Source organism: Acidobacteriota bacterium (assembly GCA_016713675.1).
Lineage (GTDB): Bacteria > Acidobacteriota > Blastocatellia > Pyrinomonadales > Pyrinomonadaceae > OLB17.
On record JADJOS010000004.1, the window covers coordinates 177,805 to 198,646 of the forward strand.

General features: G+C 55.4%; 5 protein-coding genes. All 5 read right to left on the reverse strand.

Annotation, left to right across the window (positions count from 1 at the left end; translation table 11 throughout):
* Positions 1 to 168: 168 nt before the first annotated feature.
* The gene (locus IPK01_14275) at positions 169 to 2,151 is read right to left on the reverse strand and encodes a carboxypeptidase regulatory-like domain-containing protein (protein MBK7934606.1); all 1,983 of its coding nucleotides are present in this window, start codon (positions 2,149 to 2,151) and stop codon (positions 169 to 171) included.
* The gene (locus tag IPK01_14280; protein ID MBK7934607.1) at positions 2,076 to 8,531 is read right to left on the reverse strand and encodes an Ig-like domain repeat protein; all 6,456 of its coding nucleotides are present in this window, start codon (positions 8,529 to 8,531) and stop codon (positions 2,076 to 2,078) included. The genes IPK01_14275 and IPK01_14280 overlap by 76 nt, the downstream gene beginning before the upstream one ends.
* Before the next feature lie 619 nt (positions 8,532 to 9,150).
* Positions 9,151 to 10,302 (reverse strand): helix-turn-helix transcriptional regulator, encoded by a 1,152-nt coding sequence (locus tag IPK01_14285; protein MBK7934608.1) that lies wholly within the window; start codon positions 10,300 to 10,302, stop codon positions 9,151 to 9,153.
* A gap of 431 nt (positions 10,303 to 10,733) precedes the next feature.
* A complete protein-coding gene (locus IPK01_14290; protein ID MBK7934609.1) occupies positions 10,734 to 11,009 on the reverse strand; it encodes a carboxypeptidase regulatory-like domain-containing protein in 276 nt (91 codons plus the stop codon).
* Between the two features lie 2 nt (positions 11,010 to 11,011).
* On the reverse strand, positions 11,012 to 20,707 hold the full coding sequence (locus tag IPK01_14295; protein MBK7934610.1) for a VCBS repeat-containing protein: 9,696 nt from the start codon (positions 20,705 to 20,707) through the stop codon (positions 11,012 to 11,014).
* Positions 20,708 to 20,842: the final 135 nt, after the last annotated feature.

Below are 20,842 nucleotides of genomic sequence, written 5' to 3' on the forward strand. Positions count from 1 at the left end.
TCGGCCTGTTTAGGGGAGCCGAACGACAACTACGAAAGAGAGTCAAAACAGCGAAAGCTGTTACAAACAAATAGTGCAAAGCCGCCGGTGGGAACGACCCGTCTTACTCGATACGATCCAGGTTGGGGCCGCGATATCCACCATTTACCGCGGCCCGCAATCACGGTTCTACTGCTCGGCGATCACGTCCAATTCGACGGCATTGCCTGACATGCTTACCGTTCGGGGCTGATACCTGAAACGCTTCGACTGGATGGTCAAAGTGTAGGTCTCGCCCGCGACTACGCGTGTGAACTCGAACGCTCCGCCCTCACCCGAACGCATCGACTGGATCTTGCCTGTCGTTGAGGTCAGGGTGACGATCGCGTTGAGAACTCCGCTGCCGTCGGTCGTCAAGATCCGGCCCTTGATCGAAGGACGTTCAGCATTGACGCGGCCCACCATAATCACACCGTCGGTCGTATTGACCTCCCAGCGGTCGTCATTGAGCATGAATCCGCGGATAGCCAGCGGCGAGCTGCTGCCCATCGCTCCTCGCACGTTGAAATGCAGGTTGGCATAGACGCCGTCGCCCGTTGCGGGGAACGCTCCATAGACCGTTACCTTCAACACGCCCGGGATAGGTGCGTTCGAGACGATCGCCAGTTCGGCCGGAACCGCTCCGACGAGGTCGGCTGCCAGTTCAGCAGGCTCGATCACCGTCGGATCGTACTCGATGTCGAACTGATACGACGTCACGCCGCGGCCCATCATGTTGTCCATTCGCAGCGGAACCGATACACGCGTTCCCGCATCTGCCGTCACCGCCGGCAGACCGACCTGCACGGCATCAGGCGAATTCGACACTCGCGCCAGTGCCGGACGATTTAGGCCCGCAGGATTCCAATCGCCGTCAACATCACCCAGCATATAAGCTGTGTAGTTGTCAGTGACAATGTTGTCAATGATCTGAGCCTGAGAGTGAGTGTTGCTGGGCAGAACGAAATACCATTGACCCGAACGCTGATAAGGCAACGTCGCACAATTGGCAACCGTCTTTTGAGCGATAAGTGCTGCATCGAACGATGAGACTGTCGGCAATCCGCTAACTTTGGCCGAATCAAGCCCGTAACCCGTAAGCGTCGCGATACCGACCACGTGCTGAGCAACCAACGCGGCATCAAGTGATGTGATCCCGTTTGATGTCAAACACTGTTGTGTCGGCTTGCTCGGCGTCATCGTGTACGAACCTATTCCGAAATTGGTCAACGAGTAGTAGCCCAAGGCGTTGGAAATACCGCTGGTAGCGATCGAACCCACGCCGTTAACCGTCACGCCCGAGACCTTGTTAGCAGGTACGATACCGTAGCTGACAACACCCTCGACCGTTCCGCTCCTTATGGTGTCGGTTATATTTCCGCTGGTATTGTTGTAGTTACCAGTCGTATCTGTGAAGACCCAGGTGTCATTGTAAACGCCCGGAGCAGTGTGTGTGGTGGTAGTCAAAAGATCAAGGTCGACCGTTCGATCTTGAGCAAGAACACCGGTACAAGTTCCTGTCGCGGTATGCGGCAGGGCGTCATAGATCACGTCATACGGCGTGACGATACACGCGACATTCGCCTTATTCACCGTCACAATGCCGGATGCATAGGTGATGATGTAATTCGTGTCAACCGCACCTCCACAGGTCGACGGGTACGGTGAACCCGAAACCGGCGAACCCGATGAATAGGTCGTCGAGCAAGACGGCGGCGTTGCCGGAGCAAGGTCGCCCGCAACTAATCCACTGTAGCTCGGCGAGATCGTCGGAGCCGCATCGCCGTACGTTACCGTATGGCTGGACGCCGTGATCAGCAGAGCAACTGCATTCACCGTCACACTACCAGGTGCATAGGTGATCAGGTAATTGCCGTCAACTGCTCCAACGCATGTTGTCGGATAAGGTGAACCTATCACGGACGATCCCATCAAATAGGTGGTCGAGCAGGTAGGCGGCGTTGCAGGGGCCAGGTCACCCGCAACCAAACCGGAATAGATCGGTGTGATCGTCGGAACTGCGTCTCCGTAATTTACCGTGTGACTCGAAGCCGTGATCAACAACGGAGCCTGGCTAACCGTGACCGAGCCGGGTACATAGCTGATCGTGTAATTAGTATCGACCGCACCCAAACAAGTCGTCGGATAGGAGAACCCGCAACCGACGAACCAACCGTGTAAGTTGTTCCGCAAGTCGGCGGTGTTGCCGGAGCCGTGTCGCCATTCGTCAATCCGACATAGCTTGCAGTGATCACCGGAACCGCGGCACCGTACGTTACCGCATGGCTCGAAGCAGTGATCGTTAAACCGACTGGATTGACCGTCACCGTTCCCGGCAAGTACGTAATCAGGTAATTCGGGTCAACTGCTCCAAGACACGTCGTCGGATATGGAGAACCCGAAACCGGCGAACCCGTTGTGTATGTCGTTCCGCATGTCGGCGGCGTTGCCGGTGCAAGATCGCCATTCGTCAACCCAACGTAGCTCGGCGTGATCGTCGGAGCCGCATCACCATAATTTACGGTGTGGCTCGACGCTGTTATAACGAGCGAAGCCTGTGTCACATCCTGATTAAACAAAGCCGAAGTGCTCGGATCGTAATCCACACTTCCGCTGTAAGAAGCAATGACCGGATGCGTACCAACGTTAAGGCTGCTGGTAGTACATTGAGCTATTCCGCCAACAACCGGCACGTTCTGACAGCCCGGGAACGGATTTCCGTCGATATTAAAATCGACATCGCCGTTGTTGACCGTCGTCACCGACGAGACCGTAGCGGTCAAGGTTACCGAACTTCCGTAAACGGACGGATCGTTATTCGAGGTTACGACCGTTGTGGTCGGTGCCTTGACGATCTCGATCTGGCCGTTCGACGTGTTCGAGCAGACAAGTGTTCCGTTGATCACATTGTTGCTTAGGTTCAGGAATGAGATGTCACCCGTATTACCGATGACCTTCATATGAACGTAGATAACCGTTCCGGCTCCGCTAAGCGGTACGGAATCGTAAACCGACAGATTGATCGTGCCGGCTACCGTTTCGGCGGCGGTCCTAACGGCTGATGTACCGATCGTGTAAGGAGTTGCCAATGGCGCATCCGTCTTAACCACATTCGGGAATGTCATTCCAGGGCCAACAGGGTATCCCGCTTCGTAAACCGGGGCGAGTATCAACGGATCATAGGTGATAGTGACATCGACACCGATAACACCGGCACCGGTAGTGTCACTTATCTCGACCGGGATCCACACATCGACCTTCTCAGGCGACGTCAACAGAGGCGATACCGACAGTACCGGGCAGAACGTGATCGAGAAACTCTGAGTGACTTGCGGTGCAGCACTCCAATTGCCGTCGCCGGCTTGATTGGCGTTGATCGTACATGTACCAGGTGCAAGAATATCAACCGTTCCGGACAGCGTCACCGAGCAGGTCAAAGGTGTCGAGCTCGTGAAACTGACTGGAAGCCCCGAAGTCGCCGTCACACCTGTGATGTTGAAGTTCGGATCGGTGTAGTTTTTATTCGGTAGTGGCCCAAATCCATTGATCGTCTGCGGTGCGATCGTAATATTGAAATTCTCCGAATCGTTACTTCCGGTATGATTTGGACCGCCTCCATACGTATAACTCGCAGTGGCCAATCCAACGTTAACGTTATTCGAGTAACTCGCGGCCGGTGTCAAACTAAGCCCACCAGCACCCGTAACCAAGACGGTACAAGGCGTTTGAGCTGTTCCGTCGTAGACAACACTCAGCGGACAACTTACAGTCGTAGACGAAGTCGCCTGGCCGATTGTAAAGGTCTGTGCGACCGCATTGCTGCCCGAATGATTATCATCACCAGCGAATGTCGCGTTGACGGTCACTAGGCCCGCATTTATGTCATCCGGCGAATAGACTACGGCAACCGGACCTGTACCGCCGCTCGAAAGTGTGTAGCTAGCGGTGCAAGGATTTTGTGACGCTCCCGTATAGGTGAACGGGCCGGCTGTACAATTGATCGTCGTCGTCGATGTTCCTTGCTCAAAATCGAAAGTCGTATTACCACCACTAACTCCTACCGTCAGATTGTCCGCACGCGAATCGCTGTTTGCTTCAGACCTGAAGATAAGGGCACCCAAAGGACTACGGTGAATTCCGATGTTCGGATGGGCTAGCAAGATCGACGCTAGCGAACAAGGAACCGCCTGGGTACATTCGGCCGGGTACGGTGAATACGTTGGCGAATACCAAAACACGCCGCTAAGGGTGTTCCAATTTTGCCATGTATCCGGTGTGACGATTCCGTTTTGCGACGGTACATATACCACTCGGCCCTGATAAGATTCGTTAGCATCGTTCAGGTCAAAATCGACATTGAACTGCAGCGTTGGTTCGCCGCCACCCGAGCCGCTGACCACATAAGTGTCGTAGCTCAATGTACTAATGTCATCTAAACACACACCGTTAAATAGCTGAGTGAGAAGAGCTTTCTTCGCACCCGCTCCGCTGAGGAATCGAGCACTTCCCACCGGAAGTGTGCCGCCCGCCGGGCCCAAAACGAAATCGTGCCCCGGAATTACCAAATTGGTGTTGTCATCGAAATAGACCCAATCGGTGGTGCCGGGCCGTTCGACGATCGTTTGTGATTGTTCAAAGTCAAAAACAGTGTCCGTATTTCCAATTCCAATGCGGAGATTATCGGCATTTGAATTGCTATTAGCTTCAGACCGGAACAGTAGTGCACCCAATGCACCATCGTGAATACCGATATTCGGATGGGCCAACAGGACCTGCGCTCTGGTACACGGAACAGCCTGTGTACATTCCGCCGGGTAAGGCGAGTACGTGGGCGAGTACCAGAATAGTCCATCCGTTGCATCCCATGACTGCCAAGAACCGGGAGTAACTGCTCCATTTTGCGATGGAACATAAACCACACGTCCTTGATAGGATTCGTCCAGATCGGTCAGGTCGAAGTCAACGTTGAACTGAAGTGTTGGCTCACCGCCGCCCGATCCGACCGCGACAAACGTGTCATAGCTGTACGTTCTGATATCCGCCAGTTTTGTTCCATTGAACATCTGCGTGATCAGAGCCTTTTTGCCTCCGGCACCGCTAAGGAATCTCGCGCTTCCGGCCGGTAAGTTTCCGCCTGCCGGTCCAATTACAAAATCATGTCCGGGTATGACGGAGTTCGTATTGTCGTCATAGTAAACCCAATTTGCAGTGCCCGGCCGTTCAATGATCGTGTTTACGGTCGGAGTGATGGTAAACGTATCGAAACCATTACTCCCGGCATGGTTACTGTCACCAGCGAATGTCGCACTCGCAGTGACAGGGCTGTCAACAACATTTACATTGGCCGTGTAGCTAACGGACAGTGATCCACTCAATCCGTCCGAGGTTGTGTAGCCTGCCGTACAAGGTGTGATCGCCGATCCCGTATATGGATATGAAGGATTCGGACAATCGACTGTCGTTATCGACGTTGCCTGTGTGATCGTGGCCGATCCCGTGCCCGTACCGCCGAACGTGTAGTTCGCAATATCCGCTCCCGCCAAGGCAAGGCCGGTCGCAGTCACCACATGCGTTCCCGCATTGGGACTCGCGAAAGTTGCCGAATAACCGCCGAAGTTGCACGTCACAACGTCCGGTACTATCACTCCGCTGAGAGCACATGCCGTGATCGAAGCCGTATTGTTTCCGTCATAGACCTTATTTGATGCAGTCACGGTCGCTGTCAGATTTAGCGGTGTGATATCCGCCGTTGTCGAAGCGGTCGGAGCGACCACGTAATTTTCGGCATCTGTGCCTGTCAGCGTTATGTTTGCGTTAACCGAGATGCCGTTAGCGACATCTTCATCCGCAAACGACGCGGCGCTTGCCGAACAATCCACATCGTCATCCGGGGCAACCGCACCGGCCACCGAGCAGCTAGAGATGTTCACCGATGTATTGCCGTCATAGACCTTATTGTCAGCAACTATAGTCGCTGTCACTGTGCCCGGTTCAAAATCGAACACGTAACCGTCTGTAGTCGGGGCTAGATTAACGATACCGTCGTCAACGCTGATAACAAATTCATCAACATAAGCCTTGGCTCCGGCCGTCGCGTAGAAGCCGAGGAACGCATAGCCCGCATTCGGAGCGTTGAGAGGATCCAGAGCACTGTGGATACCCATATCCGGGTGGTCCGCCAGCATTGTCGCGATCGTACATGGTGAAGCGATCGTACACGGCGTGCCTGTTAGGCCCACGGGCACGAGTCCCGGGGACGAGTACCAGAAGTAACCATTGTAGGCGTTCCACTCCTGCCAAGTATCCGTCGCAACCACTCCGTTCTGTCCACCCGGCAGATTTGGCGAGTAATTGACACGTCCCTGCCACGCATTGCTCGCGTCCGTCAGGTTGAAGTCGACATTGAACTGGAGCGACGGATAGGTATTTGGGGTTACCGCAGTCGAATCAACGTAAGTGCTGTATCGCAGCGATGTGATCTTGTCGAGTCGGACCGAACCGAACTGCGGAGTGTAGATCGATTTTTTCGATCCAGCACCGGCTGGTGTCGTGACCAACCGTGCACTTCCGACTCCGGACGGAGGCGTTCCCGCTCCGGAAACGAAGTCGTGTCCGGCGATATTCACGTTGGCGATCTCATCGTAGTACTTCCAGACGGCCTCGCCCATCGTCACCGTCGTTGATCCTAGGATGACAAAGTTGCCGGCATCTAGGCTGAGGGTAGCAGCGTAATTACCGTTAGCCGCACAATCGACAGTCGCAGGATAAACTCCAATAGCAGTTCCTGCTCCGCCGGAAAGCGTTGCCGCACCGCCGCCCGAACATACTACCAACGCCGTCTGCGGCGAACCTGTAAACGCCTGCGGCGTGTTCGTTATCGTTGCTGTCTGGTCAGCTGGAGTAATGTCGGCGTTGTTGGCCGATACCGCTCCAAGCAAATAGTTAGGTGCATCTACGCCAGTAAGCGAAGCTCCTGTGACAGTCACTGGTTTGTTTGTGCCAACGTTTGGGTTATTGAATGCCCCGACGCCGCTGGTCAATGTCACATCGTCAAGGCCGATCGGTGTGACCACCGTCGGAGCTGACAAAGCTGCAACCGCGTTTCCGTCATAAGCCTTATTGGCTGCGGAGTACGTACCAGTCACTCCGAGCTGCGTGATGTCGGCGGTGGTAAATGCAGGTGAAGTAACCGTGTAGTTGCCCGAATCGCCACCCGCCAGCGTGACCACCGCTGAAACTGCCTTGCCGTTGCCAACGTTCTTGCCGGTGGTGAAGGTGCCGACGCCGGAGCATGTGACATCGTCTAGACCGATCACTCCCGTCAACCCACACGTGTTGATCGTCGCCGAATCATTTCCGTTATAGATCTTGTTCGAAGCAGTTACCGTCGCTGTTAGGTTTAGCGGTGTTATATTTGCCGAACCAGAGCCCGTACCGCCGAACGAGTAGTTGCCGGCATCCGCTCCTGCCAGAAGCAGGCCGGTTGCCGCAACAGGCTTGCCCGTGCCTACGTCCTCATTATTGAATGTTGCCGAATAACCGCCGAAGTTGCAGGTCACATCGTCAAGGCCGATCACGCCGCTCAGGGCACATGCCGTGATCGACGCCGTGTTGTTGCCGTCATACGGCTTGTTGCTGGCCGTCACCGTCGCTGTCAGTGCGATGGCACTCACACTCTGGCCGCCCGTCAGTGAACCGCCGCTCGAGAGGTATCCGGTGCCGCCATTGTAGTTGGCAGTTACCGTATGCGGTGAACCGGGTACGGTAAGTGCGTTGTTCTGACACGTGGCCTGGCCTGACGCATTGACCGGGACCGCCACGCAACCACCTGCGGCTGCATTAAATGTGACATTGCCATTGCCAGCCCCGGGATTTGGAGCAACTGTCGCCGTAAAGGTCACCATCGATCCGTATGTCGACGGGCTGCCGGAAGTTGTGACCGTGGTCGTGGTGGCTGTATTTACAACCGTTACGACCGGCTGTATTCCAACACTCGGGCCGCTAGTAAACTCGTAAGGGCCCGTAGTTATGGGAGCCGTTGCATTTAGGTAATTAACAAAATAATTTTGACCAGATGTGCAGTTTACGGTCTGCGATAAATTGATGGTATTCCCTGTGATCGAAAACGATGTAACAACACAAGTCCCGGATGTGACCGTAACCTCGCCGGGGCCTGGTGTCAACGTCGGTGTCGTCCAGCCGGCCGGAATGGTGATCGACTGATTTAGATTCGAGGTATTGTCAAGTGCAAAGAACTCAAAGGTATAGTTCTGGGTCTGCCCAGCATCTGCATCTTGAGATGCAGGTGCTACAGCCCAAAGGCTGGCCATCGCTAACGACGGCTGTACAAAATGGGTTTCGTTGCTCGACGAGAGGCCAGTGTTTCCGGAAATTGTCACCTCAGCGACTCGCTGAATACCGAAGTATTCTTTGACCGACTCGACAAAGGCAAACGGAGCTGCACTTGTGCTCGAGGCCAGAACTGCTGCGGATGTCAACAGTATTACTACCATTGAAAGTGATCCGAAAAATCGTAATCACGAACGTTTGGTGGAAGACGAATCCGATTGATCCGCCATGTGCATTGTTACTTTGCGTGACATACCCTTCTCCTAACTAGCTGTAATTGTGGAAATGTCCGTTGCTTCATGAGATCGCATCTTTGCACGATCTGGTGAAACTGGACCATCGTACGGAACTTCGCCAGGAACATGACTCCGACCAAGATGGCCTGATCCTGCTGCATTCTGCAGCTGTTTGCTCTTGACATTCGACCAACATTCAAAAAGAAACCAAGAATCATCGAAAACTCTCTGCGCAAATGAAGCCGTACATAAACACACGTGCTCCCGCTCCTTTTGAACTCAAATTTACGGTGAAATTGATTACTACTGCTCGCGACATGAATCCGGCGTGGAAGCAGGAGGCACCAGGGTCATTTGCACCGACATTTTTGATTCTAGCCCTGCCGTTGAGGCAGGCCTTTCGAAATAAACTTCGAAAAAAACTTAAATTGTATTATCTGACTTCAAGCGAGTATGAACGAGGGGTCGTTCTAAGTCGTCACCCAAATGGGTTACACCAAAAAATAAGTCCAGCGATGTCTTTTACCCATTTATCTTCATCGGATCCTCATTCTCGATGCATATTAAGATTGGCAGGACTATTGAGTATCAATTTGATCAGCTCCGCCTGCCGGTTTGTTTCAGTCTTAGAAAAAATATGCTTCAAATGGGTCCTAACCGTATTTTGCTTTATCCCAAGCTCATCGCAGATCTGGCCTAAGGACAAACCGTTCGTCAAAAGCCCCGCAATTCTAGCTTCAGCGTCCGTAAGTCCGTAAATTCGCGTGAGAACCGAATCGACCGTTTCTATTTGCTGGTCAGGATCTGATATGTAGATGATCGCCAAAGGCTCGTTGTAATTATCGCCGGCGTCATGTTCCTCACAACGTGAAACAAGTATTTCCAGTGGTCGAAGGCCCTTTTCACGTGTAACCTTTAGGACACCCTCAGACTTGCCCTGTTCATAATTGCCATCGAACACTTTGTCCAAAACCGTTCGGAACTTTCTGGCGTCTGCGGCTGATGTGGTGCGGATCTTACCGTATCGATCCGTGCGAAGCCCGTTCTCCTGAGCCAGTATCTCGTTTCCGCTCTTGTTCGCAAAAATAAGTGATTCGTTTCTATCTACCACGAGCACGCTGTGGGAAAAGCAATCAAACGCGTCGGTCATGAGACGGCTTTGACGTTTTGATTCGATCAGGCTGACGTAAACTCGAAACGCCTTTTCCAAGTAGCTGATCAGGAAAGTCAAAGCGGCTGATTCGCTGGAGTCAAAATTCTTCTGACCCTCGGGACGAGTTAACAGCAGTCCGCGGCGAATCTCGCGATATGCCCGAAAAACACGATATTCGATATGAAAAATAGCAGCCGGAGCAAACGAATCGCGGTAAATGTCGGCCTGACGAAAATCATCGTCTGACATGTATTCCTCTCTATTGAATCGCTCGCCTGGTTCAAGGTCCGTCACATATTTTCGAAACGGGCTGGTATGCTGAAATCGCTCGAGATAATTTAGAGCGACACGATCATCCCGAGTCCCAGCCATGACCTTGAATTCATCTGTTTGTTTGTTGTAGAAAATGAATCCGCCCGGGCCGGACGAAAAGGTTTGGGCGATCGCCAAATATACGTCATCCCACGCATCAGGCGATGCCTTTTGAGCAGCGTCGAACATCAGTCCAACCAATTCGGTTAATTTCCTTTGTGGGATCTCAGGCATATTTGTCAATGGTCAGTTCTTATAATTGAAACTCGCAATTTCCGGACGATCATAGACCCGTATTTTTCGATGATAAAAATTCCATGCGTTTGGGCGACACAAAATGCGCCATTCCGGACATTCTAAAAGTGGTCGCTTGAATATAAATAGATCCCCTGTTTTTAGTCTCAAATCTCATCTCCACATTCCTGGACGCCGCCGAGGATTGCAAAAAAGTGTTCCGTACTTATATATGAGAAAAATCGCAAAAACCTTTCAAACTTTTTTCGTTCCGGCAATCACTTTTTGCGATCAACCGGAATAAATTCCGGATCTATCTATGCAAAACAAAATAGTGCAAGACCGGCGGGTGGGGACGCCCGATCCTACACTATTCGATGAAGTTTGATACCCCGACCCCCCACCACTGATCGCGGACACAACGAAAGCTACTACAACCGACCGAACATATCAAGTTCGACAACGCTTCCCGTCAAGCTGACGGTTCGGGGCTGATACCTGAAACGCTTCGACTGGACGGTCAAAGTGTAGGTTTCGCCCGCGACTACGCGTGTGAACTCGAACGCTCCGCCCTCACCTGAACGCATCGACTGGATCTTGCCTGTCGTTGAGGTCAGGGTGACGATCGCGTTGAGAACTCCGCTGCCGTCGGTCGTCAAGATCCGGCCCTTGATCGAAGGACGTTCAGCATTGACGCGGCCCACCATAATCACACCGTCGGTCGTATTGACCTCCAGCGGTCGTCATTGAGCATGAATCCGCGGATAGCCAGCGGCGAGCTGCTGCCCATCGCTCCTCGCACGTTGAAATGCAGGTTGGCATAGACGCCGTCGCCCGTTGCGGGGAACGCTCCATAGACCGTTACCTTCAACACGCCCGGGATAGGTGCGTTCGAGACGATCGCCAGTTCGGCCGGAACCGCTCCGACGAGGTCGGCTGCCAGTTCAGCAGGCTCGATCACCGTCGGATCGTACTCGATGTCGAACTGATACGACGTCACGCCGCGGCCCATCATGTTGTCCATTCGCAGCGGAACCGATACACGCGTTCCCGCATCTGCCGTCACCGCCGGCAGACCGACCTGTACGGCATCAGGCGAATTCGACACTCGCGCCAGTGCCGGACGGCTTGCACCGAGCGGATCCCAACTGCCGTCGACATCGCCCATCATATAGGCATCGAAATCGTCAGTGATATCGTTGTCCACGACGATATGCGTACGATCCGCCGGAGTTATCACCCATTGGCCCGTCTTGATGATCGGCGGTGAGCAGATACCGACCGATTTTTGAGCGATCAATGCCGCATCGAATGACGTTAGTGCGGGTGTAAGAGTACCGGTTACCTTGGCCGCCGCCTTTTGATACGCCGTCATATCGATCAAACCGACAACCTGTTGCTGCACCAAAGATGAATCAAGTGCGTTGATGCCGTTGTTTATCAAACACGGCTGTGTTGCGGGAACCGCCGGTGTCACGGTATAGGCTCCTGCACCGAATCCGGACATCGAATAGTATCCGGCGAGATCGGTGCTTGCCGTCTGCGGCAGAGATCCTGCAGCACTTAAACCGACATTCGGCACGCCCTTCGCTCCCGAGGTAAACGTCGCGTAATTGACATTGCCTGAGATCGTATTGAGCGCGTAATTGGCCGTGATCGTCTTGGCCGAGTCCATCGTAACCGTCGTCGGATTGGCGGCCGTATTAGTTACGCCCGCACTCCAACTGACAAACCGGTATCCCGTATCAGGTGCTGCCTCCAGCGTAACAACAGTTCCGTCATCGAACGACTCTGAACAATCGCCCGGGCAATTTATGCCTGCCGGCGTGCTCACGACCGTACCGTTTGCCGAATTGACGGTGAGCAAATACGTATCAACTGCTATCGTCCATTGCGCATAAAGCGTCACGTCTGCTGTGAACGGATAGGTCGCACCGTCGGAATAAACAACCGGCCCGCCCGCACTAGTTCCCCATCCGGCGAACGTATAGCCCGAACGTGTGAAATTATTCGCAGTCAGTGCTGTCGGAGCATTGGCCGATTGGTTTGCCATCGAACCGCTGCCTCCGTTCGCGTCGAACGTAACGGTATAAGTGGAAGCGATAAATGATGCGCTGATCGTGTGGCCGGCCGTCACGTTTGTAAATGTGTAGTTCGACACGGCCCCGACCGATACGCTGTCAACCAAAACATTCGCGATCGAAAAGCCAGCATTTGGCGTGATCGTAAATGCCTGATTGGCTCCGTTTAGCACGGACACTGTTCCCGATGGACTGATCGAACCATTTGGCCCGGCCGATGCGACGATGTTAAAGCTGGCCGGGGCATCGTTGTCGATGATGGTCAACGTTGCAGTCGTGCCGGCCGGCGTCCCATTGATCGTTGTCGAGGTGAGTTCCAGGCCAACGGTCTCGTCCGATTCGTCGTCGAGGTCATCAACGATCGTTACGTTATATTGTTTCTGGGTACTGTCGCCGTCGGTAAATGTGACCACGTGTCCGGTCACCGCGGTGTAATCACCCGGAGTGACGGCGGTGCCGTCACTTGTCGTGAACGTTGCACTGATCGAACCATCGGTGCCGCCAATTCGGTCAAAAGTGATCGTTGCCGTACTGGCACCTTCGCCGACATTATACGAAACGGACGAGAACTGGATCGTTCCTGCCGAACCGCCGGTCACCTGCTGACAGGCCGAGAATTCCGAGGTGTTTCCGCTCGGATCGGTCGCTGTCGCCGTCAGATACTTGCCGAGCGTAAGTGCAATTGCGGTGTGATCGAACGTAACATCACCGAACGCGTCGGTGGTCACGTTGAACGAACCAAGGTATTGCTTACCTTCACCATAACCCGACGCGTCACAGGCATCGTTACTATAAATATCGACCGCAAATGTCGTGCTCGGCGTTGAATTCAAGTATCCGACTATATGACTCGTACTTCCTGTGTCTTCCGCTGTCGTTATTACCGGGAAGTTCTGGAGACCGTTCGGACCGGTGTCACCGTCGCCTGAGTCATTGGCATCTACGCCATCCGTGCCGATGAGGTCGATACCTAGATGAAGGTTGGTCGTGCCATTAGAGTGGATCGAATTGCCGCTAACGCGATTGCCGGCACCGATTGCGATCTGGATTCCATCGTCGCCGTTGAAAGCGATCGTGTTTCCGGCTCCGGTCGTTACACCGCCAATGACATTATCGCTACTGGTTCCGGCGAACACGCTAATTCCGATGTCACCGTTTCCGAGCGGACTGGTTCCGTCCGCCTGGGTACCGATAAGATTGCCCTGAATTGTATTGCTGTCGCTATTTCCGATAAGAATTCCTTCCTGACCATTGCCGGAGATCAGATTGCCTGCTCCGATCGCAGTGCCGCCTATCAGATTATTGAGGGATACATTCATCGAGATGCCTGTCCCCGTATTGCCGCGATCGAGCGTTCCCGATACGTCCGTGCCAATGTAATTGCCCTGAATGGTCGCGCTGTCGTTAACGGAAATACCGTTTCCGTTTCCGGAGATCATATTGCGCGCCGCGGCGTTTGTACCGCCGATGATCTCGGCTTCGCCGACGCTGGCATTGATCCCGGTACCGTTATTGCCTAACAGGTCAATTCCGTTGTTCTGCAATCCAATAATGTTGCCCTGGACAGTAGTTGTATTTGCAAAGAATAGATCGATGCCATCGCCGTTATTACCGGAGATCAAATTTCGGTCCGCCACATTTGTTCCGCCGATGAGGGTGAGGTCCGGCACCAATCCTACATTCACTACGTCCGAGGAAATCCCGTCGCCCGAATTGCCCAGATCGACAGTGCCGGTCGCATCTGTTCCGATAAAGTTACCTTGAATGGAATTGCTGTCACTATTCGCGACAATACTAATGCCATCGTCAGAAAATCGGTTGATGATCAAGCCTCGAACGGTCGAACCGCCGCCCGCAAGACGCAAACCGTCGGCGCCGCCGCCAGCCGACGCACCGCTCAATTCGATCAGCGGAACGGCATTGATGCCTATTGTCGTTGGGTTTGTATTCGGAACAGACAGCGGCTGCGAGTAGCCATCGATGATCACTTGGGTTGAAACGCTCGGCAGCGGCGAGACCGGCGAGATCGTTTGAACGCCCGCTCCCGGAATATCAAACTCGATCGTCGTCGCATCAGCATTAACATTCGCCGAGTTGATCGCCTGTCTGAGCGAGCAGTCGCCGGGGAGGCAGATGCCGTCGTTGTCTGAGGTGTTCGTGACGACGAGCGTTCCCGGAGGAGCGTCGTCGTTCGTGATCGTGCCGGTGCCGGTTCCCGTACCGATAGCGACATGACTGGAGGTGATCGCTACCGTGAACGCCTCATTCGCTTCGTAATCGGTATCGCCGTTTACGGTGACATCGATATTCACAGGACCGGTCGTATTTGCCGGAATGATGATCGACGTTCCGCTCGAGCTGTAATCGCTCGGCGTTGTGGCCGAACCCGGCGTCACAGTGTAATTGATGGTGACCGCCGTCGAGACCGAATTGGTGAGCGTGACCGGGAACGAAAATGTCGTCGGCCCCGCGTTGCCCTCAGCCAGGGTCACATCGCCGATCGACGCACTCGAACTGTCATCACTCGAGATCGTACCGATTCCCTGCGCATCCGCGATCGTCCCGGCGCTAGCGTTGCTCAGGTCGAACGAGAATGTCTCCGTCGGTTCCTGCACGCTGTCCGGACAGATCGGCACCGTAATGAACATCACCGTTACGCCCGGATCGAACTGCAGCGTTCCGCTTTGCGTTTCGTAATCCGCACTTCCGCCGCATGCCGCTGCACCTGTCGCGGTTATGTCGTTCGTCTGGTAATCGACCGTGATCGTCTGCGAAGACGGCCCCGAAAGCGAAATAGAGAATTTATTGTCCGTAACGCTCTGCCCGATGAATTCCACGTCATTGACCGAGATCGTCGGCTCGACGTAGGTAAACAGCGTATTCGCCGCGTTCGTTCCGCCGGGAGTCGTGACGAGTACGCTAACAGCTCCGCCGGCATGTGCCGGAGCCGTACAGGTGATGACCGTTCCGGAATTACTAAGTATCGGACACGCCGCTCCGCCGACCGTGACGGCGGTCGCTCCTGCAAAGTTTGCGCCGTTCACTGTCAGCGTATAACCGCCCGCCGAAAATCCCGACGTCGGACTCACCGACGAGACCGTCGGCGGGACCGCGACAAAGTTGGCCGTTACGGTAATATTTCCCGTCACATTGGTGTCGGTACGAGGATTCGCTGTCGAAGCATCGCTCCAGTTGACGAACGCAAAACCGATGTTCGCGACCGCCGTGACAGCACTGCCGTTCTCACCGTGAGTGACGGTTTGTGGCGACGTTCCTGAGATAGTGCCGCCCGTTCCGGCTGTGTAGGTCAGAGTGTACTGACTGGGCACAAAGTGGGCGGTCAAGCTCCTGTTGCGGTCCATCGTCACCGAGAACGGATTGGCAGTAATTGAACCGCCGCCGCTTGTGAGCATTTCCTCGACCATCCGCGAAGAGATCAGTTTCATGCCCGCGTAGTCCCAATGGTTAGCATCGCGAAGAGTTGCCCCCGAAACGCTGATCGCCACACTCAGGTCATCTGCCGCGTCGATCTCGTCGATCGCGGTATTGTAGGTGTCATAGGTGGGCGACATCAGCCGTGTCATCAGGATCGAAGACGGGCCGACCGCACGGCGGACCTTTGCCAGATGTGCGATCGTGTCGTTCTTCCACGTCGCCACCGGCGTGCCCGCGATCGCATCGTTGATGCCGTGCGAATACAATATGTAAACCACCGGCGTCTTGCCGCTGGCTGTGAGATTATTCACCGCCGCGGTTACACGCTGGTTGAACGTGGTCCAGTATGGGCTGCCGACAGTCCATTGAGAGATCGTGCTGCCGCCCTGGCCCGTTTTGACCAGATAGACGGGCGAGTTTGGCCATTCACTCGCAGCCACGCTATTGGCAAGCCCGAGTTCGAACCCGTGCGTTGCATTGTCCGAAAGTCCCGCATGCCCGATCAGATTATTGGTGCCGATATCAAGGTCTTCGAATAACAACGAAGTATTGTTCAATATCTGAACGCCTGGACGCGCCGACAGCTCGGTGGGGCTTGCGTCCGCGTTGACCGCATAGCCGCCGGAGTTGCTCTCGCCCGTGATTATCACGAGCGGGACGCGATTTGGATAATTTGCGTCCTCGGTGTCGCCGCTCCAGCCGTTAAATGTCCAACCAACATCAGGCACCGCAGTCAGTTCGACAACTGTGCCGTGGCCGTAGGTTGGCTGATCCGGGTTCTTCGTCACGGAGCCTGAGCCCACGGTCGCTACGCTCAAAGTGTAGGCGTTCGGCGTCCATTTGGCATGGATCGTCGTCGTTGGGCCCATTGTCGAGAATGTGTACGGACTCGCAAACGTGACGTCATCGTAAAACCAGCCCGCGAAGGTGTATCCCACCTTTGTCGGAGCGGACGGCGCCGAGATGGCCGTGCCGTAGTCCGCCGTGATCGGCGCTACGGCAGTGCCGCCGTTGCTGTTGAACGAAAGCGTCTGGCTCTGCGCTGTCCACTGTGCATACAGCGTGGCGTCCGCAGTGAATGGATAGGTCGCTCCGTCAGCATAAACGACCGGGCCTGCGGGAGCTGTGCCCCAGCCCGCGAATGCATAGCCCGTGAGCGTGAATGCGTTCGCCGTCAGCGCGGTCGGCGCATTGGTCGTCTGGTTCGCCATCGAACCGCTGCCGCCATTGGCGTTGAATGTTACTGTGAATGGAAGTGCCGTGCAGACCGTGGCTCCGCCGGAAGACGTAGTGCCCGGAGGACATGCCGTCTGCGACGTTTGCCCCGACGTCGGCACGTAGTAGCCCGCATCTGCCAACATACAGGAATCTGCTCCCATCGCAGGCTGATATGAGCCCGCCGCACACGGTGTCGGGGCTATGGCTCCGGTCGTGCCTACATAGCTGCCTGCAGGGGCAAGGATGCAGGACGATTGTCCCGTGGCTGGCTGATACATGCCGATATCACACTGAGTCTGATTTTCGTTGCCTGTTCCGCTGGCGTAGTGGCCCGCGGAAGCCTCGATACAACTGGTCTGTCCGGCAGCAGGCTGGTAGTATCCCGCTGCACAGGGTGTTGATGTTATCGCTCCGCTGCCGCCGACATAGCTGCCGATCGGGGCCGGAGTACACGCGGCCGCGCCTTCGGTTGACGAGCCGCCCGCCGCACACTGTCGGGCTATGGCTCCGGTCGTGCCTACAGCTCCCGCAGGGGCAAGGATGCAGGACGACTGTCCCGTGGCTGGCTGATACTTGCCTAATTCACACTTGGTCTGATTTTCGTTGCCTGTTCCGCTGGCATAGTAGCCTGCGGAAGCCTCGATACAACTGGTCTGTCCGGCAGCAGGCTGGTAGTACCCAGCTGCACAGGGTGTTGATGTTATCGCTCCGCTGCCGCCGACATAGCTGCCGATCGGGGCCGGAGTACACGCGGCCGCGCCTTCGGTTGACGAATAGCTGCCCGCCGCACACGGTGTCGGGGCTATGGCTCCGGTCGTGCCTACATAGCTGCCCGCAGGGGCAAGGATGCAGGACGACTGGCCCGGATTCGGCTGGAACGAACCTTCCGCACACGCGGTTTGAGATATCGAGCCCGGATCTTGCACATACGAACCGGCGTCTGCGTTCAAACAAGCCTGCGCTCCGCCTCCGGGCTGATATGTTCCCGCCGCACACGGGATCTGAGCCGTAGCCTGCGGAGCCGGGACATAGTTACCCGCCGTCGCCGGGTTACAAGACACCGACCCCATATTTGGCTGGAAGGTTCCAGCCGCGCACGGCGTCTGCGACGTTTGGCCGAAGGTTGGCACATAAAATCCCGGATCGGCGTCCGCACAAATGCTGCCGTTAAAGTATTTTCCCGCCGGGCAGATCGGAGCAGTGTAGGTAAAGACCGAGCCCGCGTGAGCGGTGCTCGTGCCGCCCGGAGTTGTTACGAGAACGTCCTTGGCCCCCAACGATCCCGCCGGCGTGGTGCAGGTTATCACTGTTCCCGTATTACTAATGATCGGACACGCATTACCGCCGACCGTGACGGCCGACGCTCCGGTCAGGTCCGTACCGTTGACCGTCAATACAAATCCGCCCAGCGTCCAACCCGAAGTCGGGCTGACACTCGCCACCGTCGGTGCAGGTATACATGTGCCGAGACGGATCGAGACGTTGTTTGAAGTCCGGTTAGCTGTGGCAAGATCCTGACGACCGTCGCCGTTAAAATCGCCAACCGCGACAGATAAAGGCTGAGTTCCGACCGTCACCTGAGGTACGGCTGGTGATGTAAAGCCGCCGCTGCCATTTCCCAACCGGATCGAGACGTTGGCTGAATTGGAGTTAGCTGCGGCAAGATCCTGGTTACCGTCTCCGTTAAAATCGCCAACCGCGATCAAGATAGGGCTAGAGCCAACTGACACTTCAGGCACTGCTGGTGGTGCAAAGCCGCCGCTGCCATTTCCCAACCGGATCGAGACGTTGTTTGAGCCCTGGTTAGCGGTGACAAGATCCTGATTGCCGTCGCCGTTAAAATCACCGACCGCGACCGAGCGAGGGGTGTTGCCAACCGTTATTTCAGGTACGGCCGGTAATGTAAAGCCGCCGCTGCCATCGCCCAACCGGATCGAGACGGTGCTTGGTCCAGCATTAGCTACTGCAAGATCCTGATCGCCGTCTCCGTCAAAATCGCCAATCGCGACCGAGTGAGGGAGAACGCCGACCGCTACTTGAGGTACGGCCGGTAATGTAAACCCGCCGCTGCCATTCCCCAACCGGATCGAAACGTTGTTTGAAAAATAGTTAAGTGCGGCAAGATCCTGAATGCCGTCGCCGTTAAAATCGCCAACCGCGACCGAGACAGGGCCATTTCCAACCGTTAGTTCAGGTACGGCCGGTGATGTAAACCCGCCGCTGCCATTTCCCAACCGGATCGAGACGTTGGCTGAATTGTAGTTAGCTGTAGCAAGATCCTGATCGCCGTCGCCGTTAAAATCGCCAACCGCGACCGCGAAAGGGTTAGTTCCAACCGTTACTTCAGGCACGGCCGGAGATGTAAAGCCGCCGCTGCCGTCGCCCAATCGGATCGAGACGGTGGTCGTATCGTAGTTAGCTGCGGCAAGGTCCTGGATACCGTCGCCGTTAAAATCGCCGACCGCGACCGAAGCAGGGCCAGTTCCAACCGTTTCTTCAGGAACGGCGGGCGAGGTAAATCCGCCGACGCCCGAACATGGTACTGCCGTCACCGTAAGTGCAAATGTCTTCGTCGCCTCGCCGCCCGGCCCGAACGCCGTGACAGTGACCGTATACGCACCCGCCGGTATCTTGGCTAGTGCCGCGTTGGTAATGCTTACGTCGCCCGTCACCGGATCGGCAGTCAACCCGCCGTTAAATAGCGTCGGAGCCGAAACGCTCATGCTCGTCGTATTGGTCGGCACTGCATCCGGCGTCACCGTCGCATTCCCGCTCAAACCGATCGCCGTCGGGTCGTAGTTCCCCAACGTCGGCAGTGGATTCGCGACGAAGCTCGCGGCGATCGTGTGGGTTGCCGTGACGTTTGTAAAGTTATAGTTCGACACAGCGCCGACCGAAACGCCATCGACCAGCACATCACCGATGACATAGCCGCTGTCCGCCGCGATCGTAAACGCCTGGCTGCTGCCGTGGGTCACGTTCTGTACCGTATTCGGTGTGATCGTGCCGCCGGTTCCTGCCGAAGGCGTGATCGCGTATGTCACCGCGGAAGGCTCGGCGAGTGTCCAGTCGGAGAAATTTGTGACTCCGGTAATGATCGAGTAATTGACGCCGTTCGAGGACGGCGGTATCACGGTCAGCACGCTGCTCGAGCTCTTGACGAACTGATAGTTCGCTTCGGTGCCGACGACATCGCCCGGCAGATAGTTGAATGTCAGATCGGACGTGAGCGTTCCGCCGCTGGTCAGTCGCCAATAGCGTGCGAGTTTGTTCGTACCCGTTATTCCCGGCATCGGTCCTTCAATGGCTTTCACCGTCAGATTTGGCGTAGCGGTTAACGCCGTCACGTTTACGCTGACAGGTGAATAGCCGTTTGCCGTGCCGACCTCAAAGTCCTTCACGCCCGTCGCCCCAAAGGTCTTCTGCAGATTGCCGACCACATGGCCGCTCGTACGGGCAACTGTCGCCGTCGCAGGAATCGAGATCGTATTCGAAGCCGAAGTGATCTTGCCCTGCGTCAATGTCAGCGTCCCGGTCACGGACACGTCCGTGCTCAAAGTAACGCCCGCGGCGTTGTCGATCGTTAGATTGGTGACCGACGCTGGCAAACCGTTCCCCATCGCCTGTGCCGCCGCACCGTTATAAACAAACGTCGATCCGCTAGTTGTCAACGAACGCACCCCGGAGTTGCGAAGATTACCATTCGTCGTACTGCCCGTTACGATACCATCAGGCGAACCGATACCGAGCGTTCCGGTCGCTCCGAGCGTGAAAACGACCTGTTCGTAATAGCGCTGTGCCGGTAT